The following is a 14098-nucleotide window of genomic DNA, read 5'->3' on the forward strand; positions in this document are numbered from 1 at the left end:
ACATGTCGCAGTCCCAAAGCGAATCGATTCGTCCTACCTTGATCCGCGCCCTCAAGGAGGTCGAGCGTCTGCGCGCCAAGATCAGCGCTCTCGAGCTCGGCGAGCACGAGCCCGTGGCCATCATCGGCGTCGGTCTGCGGCTGCCTGGCGGCATCACCAACCTCGCCGATCTATGGCGCTTGCTCGCAGCTGGGACCGACACGCTTCGCCCATTTCCCAGCGAGCGCTGGGACCCCTCGCGCGACTATGACCCCGATCCCGAGGCCGCCGGCAAGTCCTACGTGAACGCGGCGGCGTTCCTGGACCAAGTCGATCAATTCGACCCCGCGTTCTTCAACATCTCACCGCGCGAAGCCAAGAGCATCGATCCGCAGCACCGACTGCTGCTCGAGGCCTCCTGGGAAGCCCTCGAGCGCGCCGGCGTCCCACCGGTGACCCTTCGGAACTCACGCACGGGTGTGTTCGTCGGAATTGGCCCAAGCGACTACAGCCTCAACATCCGATCGCGAGACGCCGACGCCTACGCGATCATGGGTACCCATACCTCGTTCGCTGCGGGCCGCGTCGCGTTCACCCTCGGCCTCCAGGGGCCCGCGATCTCGATGGATACCGCCTGCTCGTCATCGCTTGTCGCGCTGCACCTCGCTACTCAGTCCTTGCGCTCGCGCGAGTGCAGTCTCGCGCTCGTCGGAGGTGTCCAGGTCATGGCCGCACCTGACGCCTTCATCCAGCTGTCGCGCACGCGTGCGCTCGCCCCCGATGGCCGCTCGAAGACCTTCTCGGCCAACGCCGACGGCTACGGCCGCGGTGAGGGTGTGGTCGTGCTGGCGTTGCAGCGCCTCAGCGACGCTCAGGCCCAGGGTCGACAGATCCTCGCGGTGGTTCGCGGCACCGCCGTGAACCACGACGGGGCGAGCAGCGGAATCACAGCTCCGAACGGCACCTCCCAACAGAAGGTCTTGCGCGCCGCCTTGGCCGACGCTCGCCTCGCACCTGCTGCTATCGACTATGTCGAGTGCCACGGGACCGGGACTTCGCTCGGCGACCCGATCGAAGTTCAGGCCCTGTCCACGGTCTACGGCGAAGGTCGCGCGTCGTCCCGGCCGCTACTACTCGGGGCGATCAAGACCAACATCGGTCACCTCGAAGCTGCCTCCGGCCTCGCCGGCCTCGCCAAGATCCTGGTCGCGTTCGACAACGACACGCTCCCAGCGTCACTCCACACCCAGCCCCCCAACCCGCACATCGAGTGGGCCTCGCTCCCGGTCGAGGTCGTCGCGGCCTCACGGCCTTGGACATCCGAACACGAGCCTCGCCGCGCGGGCCTGTCGGCGTTTGGCCTATCCGGCACCAACGCGCACGTCATCATCGAAGAGCCTCCGCCTTCCCCCTCGGAGGCCCCGCAGGGTTCTGCCTCAGCAACCAATTCGCTGGCCGTGCCGTTGCTGCTCTCCGCTCGCAGCGAGGCGGCGCTGTCGGCTCGCGCGGCTCAGCTTCGGTCGCTGCTCGAGATGGGTCAGCAACCTTCGCTCGAGCCCCTGGCCCGCGCGCTCGCGCTGCGGTGCTCGCACTTCGAGCATCGCGCAGCGATCGTCGAAGCGCAGGCCACAGCGGCGATCACGGCCCTCGATGAGCTCGCGCGCGGGGAGCCAGGTCGAAAAGTCGCGCTCGGCTACGCCAAGTCCAAGCCCAAGCTGGCCATCTTGTTCACGGGTCAGGGCGCCCAGCGGTTGGGCATGGGCCGTGAGCTATATCGGCGTTTCAGCGCCTACGCGACTGCCTTTGACGCGATCTGTACAGGCTTCTCTGCCAAGCTGTCCCGCCCGCTCGCCGAGGTCGTGTTCGCCGAGCCAAGCTCGGACGCCGCAGCGCTCATCGACCAGACGGAGTTCACCCAAGCAGCGCTGTTCGCCGTCGAGGTCGCGCTCTATCGGCTCATCGAGAGCTGGGGAATCCAGCCAGACGTCCTCGTCGGTCACTCGATCGGTGAGCTGAGCGCCGCCCACGTTGCCGGGGTCCTCGATCTGGACGACGCAATCACCCTCGTCGCCGCACGCGGACGCCTCATGCAGGCGCTGCCAGGCGGAGGTGCAATGGTCTCGGTCGTGGCGAGTGAGGCCGAGGTCACCGCCATGCTCGCCGCACACCCCGGTGCAAGCCTGGCCGCGCTCAACGGTCCGATGTCGACGGTCGTCTCAGGCGACGAGCGACCCGTCATGGAGATCGCAGAGCACTTCAAAGCGCTCGGACGCAAGGTCCAGAGGCTCCAAGTCAGCCACGCATTTCACTCGCACCACATGGAGCCGATGCTCGCGGAGTTCAGCGCGGTCGCTGCCACACTGCGCTACCACGCACCCGAGCTACCGATCATCTCGAACGTTAGCGGTCGCCTCGCGCGTGCCGGCGAACTGCAGACACCTTCGTACTGGGTCCAACACGTGCGCGAGCCCGTTCGCTTCGTCGAGAGCGTGCGTACGCTCGAGACCCAAGCCGTTCAGGTCGCGCTCGAGCTAGGTCCGCACGGCGTGCTCTCATCGATGGCCGCTGATTGCTTGTCCGATGACGCACAGGGCCAGGTGCTGCTGCGTTCGCTGCTGCGCCGCGATCGCGATGAACTCGAGACGCTCCACACGGCCCTCGCGGCTCTACACTGCCGCGGCGTCGATATGAACTGGCAACCGATTCTTGGCCAGGCCGCAGCGGCCGCCCTCGAGCTGCCGACCTACCCGTTCCAACGTCAACGATACTGGTTGAGCGCCAAGTCTGAGGGCCGCTCCGGGCGGCTGCAAAGTGACGCCCACTACGAACTCGCCGGCCACCGCGTCGAGCTCCCCGACGGCAGCGCCATCCACGAGGTCGAGGTCGGTCCCGCGCTACAGGGATATCTAGGCGACCACATCGTCTACGACCACATCGTCGTCCCTGGCGCCTTCTACCTCGCGGTGCTGTTGGCTGTGGGTGAATCACTGTGGCCGGGTGGGGCCATCGAGCTGCGCGATGTCGAGTTCGTCCGCGCGCTGACCTTTGTCAGCCCGACGGACCGAACGACCCTGACCATACATCTGAGCCCGGACCCGGACACCGACTCGAGGCTGTGTGCGTCACTCCTGACCCGCGACGCCGTCGGCGGCTGGCTCGTACATGCGCGCGGAAGTGTCGGGCCAACCCCGGCCACCGCGCTCCCCGAACTTGTCAGCGTCCCCACCGAGCGCGTGGCCTGGGCAGAAGCAGAAGCCACCCTCGAGCAACGCCTCGCCCAAGTCCAGATCGCCTGGGGACCCCGCTGGTGGTGGGTCCGCGAGACTCACACGGACGACGGCAAGACGATCTACGGCCGCTTCGTCGTCCCCGATGAGGTTCCTACCGACGACGCCCCAGTCGCTGCCGGCCTCATCGACAACTCGTTCGCGCTCGTGTCCTGGACCTCGGTCTACGCGAGTTCGACTGACGAGACAACGCCGCGGCTCCCCTACGCGTGCGCGCGCGTAGTCTGGTACGGCCACCACCAGACACCGAGCCACGCGCGGCTCATCTCCCAGCAGGCTCACGCGTCAGAGTTGGTCTCGGACATTACCTTCTTCGACGAAGCCGGCGACCCACTCGCCCACATCGAAGGCTTCGAGATCCGAAAGGCCCCGGCCGATCGCTTCCTGCCCAGCAACGTGGAGCTGAAGCTGTTCACGCTCGAATGGTCGCCGGTCGACCCACCAGCCTCTGTCGAGCCCAAGCCGTGGGTCCTCGTTGGCACCGGAGCCAACACGCTCGCTGCGGTGCTCTCGCCCACGTCGCAGGCCTACCCCAAGCTCACCCATATCGGGCCAAGCGACAACACCCGGGTGGTCTTCGCGCTGTTCATGGATATGGCGGAGACTCCTGGGGCGCTCGTCAACGCGGCGCTCGAGTTCGTCCAAGCGTGGCTCTCGGCGCCTGAGCATCGCGCGGACCACCTGGTCATCGGCACCCGGTTCGCCGTCGACGCCAGCGACACCAGCAATATCGACGTTGCTGGAGCCGCGGTCTGGGGCCTCGTCCGCAGCGTCCAGACTGAGCACCCCGATCGCCGCATCACGCTGGTTGATCTCGACGACGATGAGGCGTCGATACGCGCCCTGGCGAGCATCGACGGGCTGGAACATCCGCAGATCGCTATTCGGGCGGGGAGGCTCTCCGTCCCCCGTGTGCAGCGCGCTCGTGCCACCTCGACGACAGCGGTCGGACTGAACCCCGAAGGCACGGTGCTGATCACCGGCGGAACGGGGGGCCTTGGCTCGCGCGTGGCTCGGCACCTCGTCCAAGCTCACGGCGTTCGCCGGCTACTGCTGAGCTCCCGGCGCGGTGCGGACAGCCCGGGTGCCAAGGCGCTCCGGCTCGAGCTCGAGGCGGCGGGGGCCGAGGTCGACATCGTCGCAGCAGATGTCTCTGATCGTGAGGCGTGTGTGTCGCTGCTTGCGGCCATCCCCGCGACGCGTCCCCTCACCGCAATCTTCCACACCGCGGGCGTGCTAGACGACGGCCTTGTCTCCACGCTCGACGCGAACCGACTCGCTCGCGTGTTCGGACCCAAGGCCGACGGCGCTATCCATCTCGACGAACTCACGCGCGACCTCGGGCTCGCCGCGTTTGTCTTGTTCTCGTCTGTCAGCGGAGTACTTGGCAACTTGGGCCAAGCCAACTACGCCGCAGCCAACGCCACCCTCGACGCCATCGCCATCCACCGCAGGGCGCTCGGGCTCGCGGGCGTGAGCTTGGCTTGGGGCCCGTGGGCTGAGGTTGGCATGGCCGCGCAGATGTCCGACGCCGATCTCGCGCGAATGCGTCGTCGCGGGCTCCCACCGCTCGCGGTCGTTGACGCCCTCGAGCTGCTCGACCTCGCGCTCACGCGCCCCGAGCCGGTGTTGCTTGCGCTGGACACAGATCTGCGTGCGCTCGGCCAGCGCGCTGACGAGCTCCCCCACGTCTTGCGCGGACTCGTGCGGGTGTTTGAACGCCCTACACGCGCTGTCACGACGGGCTCGCTACTCAACACCCTCGCTCGCCTCGACGACACGGGGCGCCAACGCGCGGTGCTCGACTTCGTTCGGCGAGAGGCAGCGAGCATCCTCGGCCTCGACGATCCCGCCTCTGTTCAAGAGGACCAAGCGTTTCAGGGCCTCGGCCTCGACTCGCTGATGGCCGTCGAGTTGCGCGACCGCCTGACCCACGCGACGCAGCTGAAGCTGCCGTCGACGGTGTTGTTCGAGCACGGGACTCCAAACGCTCTGACGGAGCACCTGCTCTCGCTGCTTGGCCCCGCGCTCGGGCAAGAGAACAGCGAGAACACCGAGAACACCGAGAACAACGAGAACCTAGATTCGGCGACGCGAATGCTGCAGGCGTTTCACTCTGCGCAGGCGAAGGACCGTCAACACGATCGAGGACCACGCAACAGCCTGCTCCGCCTGATCCGGGATGCGGTCGTGGCAGAGGCCTACGCCGAGGCGGACGCGCTGCTAGAGACGCTCACCAAGCTGCGAAGCTTCGAGTCGGATTTTGCGCCGCCAACCCCAACCAGTCCCGTCTCCTTGACCTCCGGTCGCGGCGCCCCCCCGTTTGTGCAGACCTATTGCATCCCGTCGATCGCCGTCCCCTCCACGCCGCTTCAGTACATGCGCATCGCCCCCGAGCTGAGCCGTCGCGCGCTCGTGTGGTCGGTCCGCAACCCCGGCTACGACATCAACCAAGAGATCGCGGACAGCCGCGACGTGTTCATGGACCACCACACCGCAACCCTCGCGCGCTGTGACGGGGAGCTCCCCATCGCGCTCGTGGGCTACTCTGCTGGCGGCTGGGTCGCGGCCAACCTCGCCCGTCATCTCGAGGATCTCGGCCGGCCCGCGTCCGCGCTGATCTTGCTCGACTCGCCGGGGCCAGCAACCGCCCCGAGCCCGCTCCCGTTCATCTTTCGTACAATCGAGCACTTCCTGGGTGGCAACTCGCTGCATTCAGAGGACGATCTCATCTATCAAATCACATCGATGAATCGTGCCTTTCAGCTATACAAAGTCTGGTCGCCAGCACCAATTGAAACACCAACTCTGTACGTTTACGCCGAAGGTGGCATCCCACTCCAAGATGGGCTAGCGGATGAGGAGATTCCCCGGACCCAACCCGAGCTCAATTGGGCCCCCTTCATCAAGGATATGACTATACGCAGCGTGCCCCACGATCACTTCGAGATGATCGCAGAGCAGGCGGCCCAGAGCGCAGACACCATGCTGACCTGGCTCGACGAGGTGCTTGGAGGCGGCTAGCTGGCAATCATCGGGATAGGGGCGCCGGGTTTCCCCGGCGGTCCCCTCCCACACCACGTACGCCGGCGCCGACGGGGGGGAGACCCCAGTCGTCGAGGATCAGCACGTCGGTATTGGCGAACTGCGCAAGTGGACGAGGGGAGCTCCCGTCAGCGCGAGCCAAGGCGAGCGCGTCGAACAGTCGCCAAGGTCCGCACGGGCACGCTCGCCTCGATCGACGCCGCCGAGGACCCGCGCTTGGTCTGGCCAAGTTTTCGCTCAGACCGCGCCCGTCTGAGGCGCGGTCGAGCGTCGCTGCGTTCATGCCGAGCAGTCGTTCGCGGATGTCGTCGGCGGCGACGCGCCTGCTCGTCGGCCGTCACTGGCGCGGACGCTGTGCTGCGCCTGTGGCGCGAAGCTCACTCGGGGAGCGGCACCTTGTAGCTATCGGCCTGAATCCTGAGAGGGGGGATCCCAAGCTTTTCATACTCGGCAAGAGACAGAGCAATCGCGCGATCAATGGTCGGAACATTGGTGTTCTCGCGCAGCTGCTCGCCACCGATCCATTGGATTGCGGTGAGCACTCCTCGCAACAACGCACTCGGCACGACGGTCACATATCGATAGAAGGCGTCGGATGCATCCGTTGCGATCGCTCGCTCCGCGAGTTCTTTGCGGATGGTGGCGGGTGGAGGCTTAAACTCCGACAGGTCGGTCACGATGATGACCTTGGTGTTCTTCTGTTTTGCCTGGGCGTCCATCGCCCAACGGACCTTGTAGTACTCGTCCACCAACTTCATGGTGGCGACACCGTGCCAAGCAACGATCATGAGGGGGAAGTAACGAAGGTCCGCGACCAGCGCGGCTCCCGTGTCACGGTAGATTTTGATGTCTTCGGTGTCACTCATCGTCGACCGATTCCAGAAGTGTGGGGTCGAGCCCGGACTCGATGCGCAAAACTCGCTCACCTAGAGCAGGCGGGCGTCGGGGTCCTGGGCTGAGCACGTGTGCGGTGATGCTGACTTCCCAGCATGCGATTTGACTGTCTCCCATGTCAGAACAAATGTGCTCAGAGCGAGCATACGTTCTTTGGACTAGCCGACGCAAGAGCTTGCTCATTGCCGTCCGGAGCGCTCGGGGGCCCCGTCCCACCGCCGCGGGATGTCCAGCTCGAACGACTGCACGGTCTTCTCCACGTAGTGAAACACCTGCCCGTCGACGTGCCACTCGATGTCGATCTTCGTGGGCAACTGCAGGTCCCCGCTCGACCCAAACGCGCGGTGCTCGGCATACCGAACCACCCAGCGCGCCGAACCAGGGGCGTGATCGACCAAGCCGTCATACGGCCGCTCGTCCGTCTCAAACCGAACCACGTTCCCAAGCTCGTCGAAGAAGAACACACCCGTGACTTCCATCACCCCGTCGCGTAGGGTGAAGCTCGCGGAGTCCTCCCCGTGCTCCCCCCACTCCCGATCATCCGCAGGCAGCAGCGCCCCGGGAAACAACGCGAGCCCGGCCACGTGCCGCAGCAGGCTGGCGCGGCGGGTCGACTCGTCGCTCTGGTCGATCGAGCTGATTGAGCTCATGAGCTTGGTCTGGACCCGCGCACGACCGCGCAGGTAGGTGCTGAGCACGTCAATCCACACCAGCGGAAACGGCCGCAGGCGCGCGTACCACAGCATCCCCGGCGGGTTCGCGACCATGTACTCCTCGGCCACGAACTCCGTCCACGGCTGCCCGGGTTTTTGCCGCGTCGTGCCGGCCTCGCGCACGCGCACGCACGACTGGTGCGGCATGCCCTCGTGCAAGTTGCGCTGGAAGAAGCGCCGCGCGGGCTCGGGAAGCGCGGCCACGTCCGCCTCTTTGTAGTAGGTCGGAAGGGTCTCGATCTCCGAGAACAGGTCGATGACCTGGGCGTCGACGCGGCGCTCGAGCGCCGTGCGGTTGAGCAGCACGCCAACGGTGAGACCAGCCAGCAGCGCAGCAAAGGTGAAGGTGAGCAGGGCCAGCAGCGGCATCGCCGGGCATGAGTAACACCGCAAGTGCGCGCTCTGCCAGCGGACGAAGCTGGCGACGCCAACCGGGCGATGACCATCGCTGCCGGCGCTCGCGCGGGGTCAGCTCGAGGGATCGAACGTCCCCGCCGCCGGCGTCACGTCAACCACAAACCCGGTCAGGTGAGCCATGCCCGAGACCTGCTCGAGCTGCGCGGCCCCGTCCGCGGCGGGCCGGATCTTGGTGATCCGCCGCGCCGCGCCCTGCCCTTCGGTGGTGACCTCGAGGCCGCACAGCGCCTCGCAGATCCGGCAGAAGGTGTGGTGGGTGTGGTCGGCCGGGTCCGCGTTCACGTTGGCTCGAGCAGTTTCTGGACACGCTCGCTCAGCGTGGCCACCGAGTACGGCTTGGGCAGGAACCCCCGCACGTTGGGGAACTCCTCCGAGCCCGGCAGGCAGTCCTCGCCAAACCCGCTGCTGAGCAGCACGGGTGTGGTGAAGCCCCGGGCCCGCATCAGGTCGAGCAGGCGGTCGGCGTGCATGTCGGGCAAGGTCGCGTCGAGCAAGATCAGCCCAATGTCCGGGTGCTCGGCCAGCTGCGCCAACGCTTGCTCGCCGTCGTTGGCGGTGACGACCTCGATGCTGATGCGCTGCAGCACGCGCTCGGCGATCTTGCGGACTGCAGGCTCGTCATCGACGACCAGCACCCGTTGCTTGGGACCTGACACGGTTCAATGGTGTCGCGACATATCCAGACTGTCCATCCCTGACTGCCGTCAGCGCGGGCGCGGCCGCTCGCACGCTGGCGAACAGCTCGACGGACGAGAGGACTCGGCGGCAGCCAACGGCGTTTCAGCCCAGTCGACACGGCTTCTTGCCGCTCGCGGCCTGCAGTGTGGGACGCCATCGAACGCGACGCTGAAGCTTGGCCGACGTCAACCAAAAACTGGAGGACGAGCGCCGGTTGGCGTCGTCCCCCACGGTTTCGCGCAAGCGCGCGCTACTGCGTGACTTGCCAGGTGAAGCTGGCGGCCCCGTCGCGCATGTCGGGCTCGGACAGGGTCAGGCCCTCGATCTTCGACGCGACGCAGGTACCGATCTCGCCGGGAGCGGTGGTGCTCTTCTCGTCGACCACGGCGTTGGTGATCTGTCCGGACTTCTTCTCGACGGTGAAGTTGACGACGACCTTGCCCTTCTGACCGTCGAAACAGCTCTCGATGTCACCGGTCTTGGTGTCGACGAGGCTGCGGGTGACGGTGCGGTAGTCGTCGGGGCCGCGGGCGATGCAGGCGACCGAAGCGAGCGCGAGGGCGATGCACGTCGCGCGCGCGGCGTGGCGGGTCCAGCTACGAGTTTGGATCACACGTTGGATGTTCATCATCATGCTCCTCAGTGACCCGCGCCGGGCTTGCCTCGCGCGCCACCCTTGCTGTCGGCGGCGCCGGCCTCGGGCGCACCCGCGGCCATCTTGGTGACCTTGAACTCGACGCGCCGGTTGGCGATCCTGCCCTCTTCGGTGTCGTTGTCGGCGACCGGCTCGGACGGACCCTTGCCGTGCGACACCAAGCGCTTGCCGTCGATGCCGTGCGACTTCAAGTAGGCCATCACCGAGGCGGCGCGATCGGTCGACAGCTTGTCGTTGTGCTTCTTCGAGCCTTCGGAGCTGGTGTGACCGATGACGTCGAGTTGCTCGATGCCAGGGTTGTCCTGCATCACCTTCACGACGGCGTCTAGCAGCTCGTTGGAGACCGACTTGATCTCGGCCGAGTCGTACTCGAACTGAATCATGCCGTCGATCACGATGTGATCGCCCGAGAGCTGCGCGCGCGCAGCCGGCGGCTCGGGTTCGGGCTCGGGCTCGGGCGCGGCGAGCTTGTAGTTGACCGTGTCATTGAACGCGATGGGTCCACAACCGGTCGCCAACAAGCCGAGCCCCAGGGCCGCCGCCACTATGGACGCGGAACAGTGCTTCACTGGCATGGCCGGTAATTGCGCTTCATGCGGTGAGTTGGCAACCGCGCGCTTGCTAGGTCATGCACCCGTGGAAATGGCGCTCAGGGCGGCCAGCGATGCGTCCGGCGAACAATTTGGGTGTTCGTGCGCCTCTCGCCGCCAACCATCCTCGTCCATGTAGGACAGCTCACGGGGGCGTCGTCCCCCATCGTTCGCGCACCCCATCCCCCGCGCGTGGGTGCCCCTCCATGGGGCGCTGACGTCCCAGCGCGTGGGTTTGCTTGGATCGAGGGCGCGCGCGACTTGGGCTGAACGACGGACCCCCGCGGTCGCGATGTCCAAGCTGGCAACGACAAAGCGCGGCGGGTATATCCTGCCCGCCCCGTGCGCGCCCGTGGGTGCCAGCGCGTCCATCATGCCCGACGTACCGACCACCAAACCCGAGGCTGGATCGCCGGGCCGCTCGGACACCGAAGCCCTCGAAGCGCTCGCGCGCACCCACAACCGTCTGCTCGAGCAGATCGAGCGCCGGGTCATCGGCCAGCGAGAGGTCGTCGAGCTGCTGTTGGTCTCGCTGTTCGCGGGTGGCCACGCGCTGTTCGTGGGGGTGCCCGGTCTGGCCAAGACCCTGCTGGTGTCGAGCCTGGCCGAGGCCATGGACCTCGAGTTCTCGCGCATCCAATTCACGCCGGATCTGATGCCGAGCGACATCACCGGATCCGAGGTGCTCGAGCAGGATCCAAGCGGCCGCCGCAGCTTCCGGTTCGTGCCGGGGCCGGTGTTCTGCAACTTGTTGCTGGCCGACGAGATCAACCGGACGCCGCCCAAGACCCAGGCCGCGCTGCTGCAAGCAATGCAAGAAGCCAAGGTCAGCGCGGGCGGCAAGACCCACCCGCTGCCGCCGCCCTTTCACGTGTTCGCGACCCAAAACCCGATCGAGCAAGAGGGCACCTACCCGCTCCCAGAGGCCCAGCTCGATCGCTTCATGGTCGAGATCCTGGTCGACTATCCGGGTGAAGAGGCCGAGCGACAGATCGTCGCGATGAGCCTGGACGAGCGGCCCAAGCTCGACCCGGTGCTGACCCCTGCGCAGCTGCTGGAGCTGCAGGCCTTGGTCCGGCGGGTGCCGGTCCCGGCTTCGGTGATCGAGCATGTGGTCGCGCTGCTGCGAACCACGCGTCCGGGAGAAGCTCGCTGTCCGCCTGCGCTGCGCGAGCTGCTGCGGTGGGGCGCGGGTCCGCGGGCGGGGCAACAGCTGGTGCTCGCCGCCAAGGCTCGCGCCGCGCTGCAAGGGCGCGAGGCCGTGACGATCGCGGATGTCCGGGCGCTGACGCCCGCGGTGCTGCGCCACCGACTGGTCCCCAGCTTCGCGGCCCACAGCCGCGGCGTCGGGCCCGACGAGCTGCTCGCGCGGGTGCTCGAAGCTGTGCCCCTGTAACTGCAGCTGTAGCTTCAGCTGTCACGCATCGCGAAGGTCACCGACGCCAGCGCCAGCACGACCCCGGCGCCGAGCAGGCTCGGCGCCCCCGGGCCCAGTGACTCGAACACGAGCCCAGCCGCGAGCGGGCCCAAGATCCGGCCCAGGCTGCCCGCGGAGCTGACCAGGCCAAAGTCCGCGCCCCGACGCGAGGGTGTCGAGCGGCGGCTGATCATCGCGTGCAGCGTGGGCGAGCTCAGGCCGTTGCCGAGGGCGACCAAGCACGCGCCGACCGTGGCCCCCAACCAGCCCGGCGCCAAGCCGATGCACGCCAGCCCAGCCGCGAGCAGCCCGAGGACAAGCCGCATCGCGGCGAGGTCGCCCAGCCAGGCCGCGACCCGACCCACGATCACGGCTTGGCTCAGCACGATCACCACCCCGACCAGCGCAAACACCATGCCGGTCTCGCCAGGACCCCAGCCGTGGCGCTGCTCGACGAGCAGCGCGAAGGTCGACTCCATGGCCGCGAACGCAGCGACGATGCCAAACACCATGAGCACCCAGCCGGTCAACGAGGCCGAGCGCGGGCCAGCGGGGCTCGGGCGCGCGGGCGCGGCGGTTCGCGGAGCCTCGGGCAGCCACACGAACGCGACGATGAAGTTGATCCCGGCCAAGATCGCGGCCACGACGAAGGGCAGACTTGGCCACGCGGGTGTCGAGAGCAGCCCGCCGAGCGCAGGTCCGAGCACAAACCCCACACCCGTCGCCGCGCCGATCCGCCCCAGCGCCCGCGCGCGCTCGCTTGGCCTGACACACGCCGCGACGTAGGCCTGCGCGGTCGGAGCGTTCGCGGCGCTCGAGCCCGAGAGCAGGCGCGCCGCAAACAGCAGACCCAGGCCATCGGCGAGGGCGAGCATCGTCATCGATGCGCACGCGCCCGCGATCGAGATCAACAGGATCGGGCGTCGACCGATGCGATCACCGAGTCGGCCCAGCACTGGGGCCGCGAACAATTGAGCCACGGAGAAGCTGGCCGCGAGCATCGTGACCACGGCCGGGCTCGCGCCAAAGCGCTCGGCGTGAAACGGCAACACCGGCAGGATCAGGCCGAAGCCGACCATGTTCAGGCACACGCTCACCCACAAGATCACGAAGCCGCGACGCGGTAGCGCTGGCTCCTGATCAGGCTGAGCGCTCGCTGCCCGGCGTACACCGCTGGGCTCGACGCGCGGGTCTTTCATCGGGTTGGCACCCATACATGATTTCAGTTTTCAAGATCAAGTAAAAAAATGAACTGAAATCATGGTTTCATGCCCAACTAAAATTATAATTTGAAAGTCATTTTCAATTAATGGTAGGTGCCGGCCATGCGAACTCCAGCCCTGATCTCGATCACTCTGGCGCTTCCGTGCTGGCTTCTTGCTTGCGGATCGCCGGCCACCGACGACGCCCCGAGCGACTCCCACGGTGACCATGGTGAGAGCGAGGGTGAGAGTGAGAGTGAGAGTGAGAGCGAGAGCGAGAGCAGCCCCAGCGCCGACGCGACCTCTGACACGGGCACCGACACCGACACCGGCACGGACACCGACCCCGAGGGCGCGCTGTGCCAGGCCGACCTGCAAGATTGCCCCGAGAACTACAAGTGCTTGCTGCGACGCGGCGCCGAGGACTGGGAGTTCGTGTGCCTGCCCGTCAACGGCGACGACGGCGTTGGCGAGAGCTGCGAGCACGACGGGGTGATCGCGGGGACCGACACCTGCGACGCCGCGTCGTGGTGCATAGGGCCCTTCGATCCAAACGGCGCGCCCTGGTCGGGGCTGTGCTACGCGCTGTGTGTCGGCGGCGAGTGTGACAGCGCGGACCGCTGCGTGGGGATCGGCTCGCTGCCCGTGTGCGCCCCGGTCTGCGATCCGCTGGTCGCCGGCTCGTGTGGTCCCAGCGAAGCCTGCATCTTCCGCGCGCCAGAAGGCTTTGTGTGCTTCCCCCAGGGCGCCGAGGGCAACGGCGTTGGCGAGCCCTGCCCAACCGGCGCGAGCTGTGCGGCTGGCCTGCACTGCTCGCAGAACGTCGCGGGCTGCGGGTCGGAGGACTACTGCTGCACGGACTACTGCGACACCAACGATGCCGACAACAGCTGCGCGGCGCAGGACCAGGGCGCGGTGTGTGAACCGATCGGCGCGACCGACCCGACCCAGGCCCACGTCGGCGCCTGCGTGATCTCGAACTGAGGACAGACGAGCGGTGGACGGCATGCCCATACATTCACGGCTCGGCGCGCACGCGCCGGTTGGATTCGACGCCTCGACGCAGGCGCTGCTGAGCGCGCTGATCCGCGAGGTCGACGGCTGGGAGGTGACCTCGGTCGCGGGCAGCCACACGCTCTCGCTCGAGCTCCCGAGCCAAGCCGGCGCGCTGCGGGTGCCGCTGCGCGAGGCGATCGGCGTGGGCCGGATCGCCGCCGGCCC

At 67.2% G+C, this 14098-nt stretch carries 11 protein-coding genes; 4 read left to right on the forward strand and 7 right to left on the reverse strand.

Annotated elements, in window-relative coordinates:
* The first annotated feature begins 2 nt into the window (after positions 1-2).
* Positions 3-6290, forward strand: a complete 6288-nt coding sequence (locus DB30_RS20995) for a type I polyketide synthase (RefSeq protein WP_146659894.1) — start codon at positions 3-5, stop codon at positions 6288-6290.
* A 398-nt stretch (positions 6291-6688) separates the two neighbouring features.
* Here DB30_RS20995 and DB30_RS21000 read toward each other — a convergent pair whose 3' ends face one another.
* From DB30_RS21000 to DB30_RS21025, 6 genes are all read right to left on the reverse strand, one after another.
* A complete protein-coding gene (locus DB30_RS21000; protein WP_052551749.1) occupies positions 6689-7177 on the reverse strand; it encodes a hypothetical protein in 489 nt (162 codons plus the stop codon).
* 207 nt (positions 7178-7384) lie between these two features.
* Positions 7385-8287 carry a DUF6544 family protein gene (locus DB30_RS21005; protein WP_052551751.1) on the reverse strand — a complete coding sequence of 301 codons (903 nt, stop codon included), beginning with the start codon at positions 8285-8287 and terminating at the stop codon, positions 7385-7387.
* A gap of 99 nt (positions 8288-8386) precedes the next feature.
* Positions 8387-8617, reverse strand: coding sequence for a hypothetical protein (locus tag DB30_RS21010; RefSeq protein WP_052551753.1), 231 nt, complete (start codon positions 8615-8617; stop codon positions 8387-8389).
* Positions 8614-8991, reverse strand: a complete 378-nt coding sequence (locus DB30_RS21015; RefSeq protein ID WP_146659896.1) for a response regulator — start codon at positions 8989-8991, stop codon at positions 8614-8616. Before DB30_RS21015 ends, DB30_RS21010 begins: the two co-directional genes overlap by 4 nt.
* A 272-nt stretch (positions 8992-9263) precedes the next feature.
* A complete protein-coding gene (locus tag DB30_RS21020; protein WP_146659898.1) occupies positions 9264-9641 on the reverse strand; it encodes a hypothetical protein in 378 nt (125 codons plus the stop codon).
* 11 nt (positions 9642-9652) lie between these two features.
* Positions 9653-10243 (reverse strand): OmpA family protein, encoded by a 591-nt coding sequence (locus DB30_RS21025; RefSeq protein WP_146659900.1) that lies wholly within the window; start codon positions 10241-10243, stop codon positions 9653-9655.
* Positions 10244-10631: 388 nt separating this feature from the next.
* Here DB30_RS21025 and DB30_RS21030 point away from each other — a divergent pair, with 388 nt between their 5' ends.
* On the forward strand, positions 10632-11654 hold the full coding sequence (locus DB30_RS21030; RefSeq protein ID WP_052551765.1) for an AAA family ATPase: 1023 nt from the start codon (positions 10632-10634) through the stop codon (positions 11652-11654).
* A 14-nt stretch (positions 11655-11668) separates the two neighbouring features.
* Here the strand turns inward: DB30_RS21030 and DB30_RS21035 are convergent, their stop codons facing one another.
* On the reverse strand, positions 11669-12874 hold the full coding sequence (locus DB30_RS21035; RefSeq protein WP_165703864.1) for an MFS transporter: 1206 nt from the start codon (positions 12872-12874) through the stop codon (positions 11669-11671).
* Positions 12875-13000: 126 nt separating this feature from the next.
* On the opposite strand from DB30_RS21035, the gene DB30_RS21040 reads away from it, so the two are divergent.
* Positions 13001-13861, forward strand: coding sequence for a hypothetical protein (locus tag DB30_RS21040; protein ID WP_052551763.1), 861 nt, complete (start codon positions 13001-13003; stop codon positions 13859-13861).
* A 22-nt stretch (positions 13862-13883) separates the two neighbouring features.
* Positions 13884-14098 (forward strand): hypothetical protein (locus DB30_RS21045; protein WP_146659902.1); only part of this gene is annotated, 215 nt, incomplete at its 3' end.

Origin of the sequence: Enhygromyxa salina, assembly GCF_000737335.2 — a bacterium.
Classification (GTDB): domain Bacteria; phylum Myxococcota_A; class Polyangia; order Nannocystales; family Nannocystaceae; genus Plesiocystis; species Plesiocystis salina_C.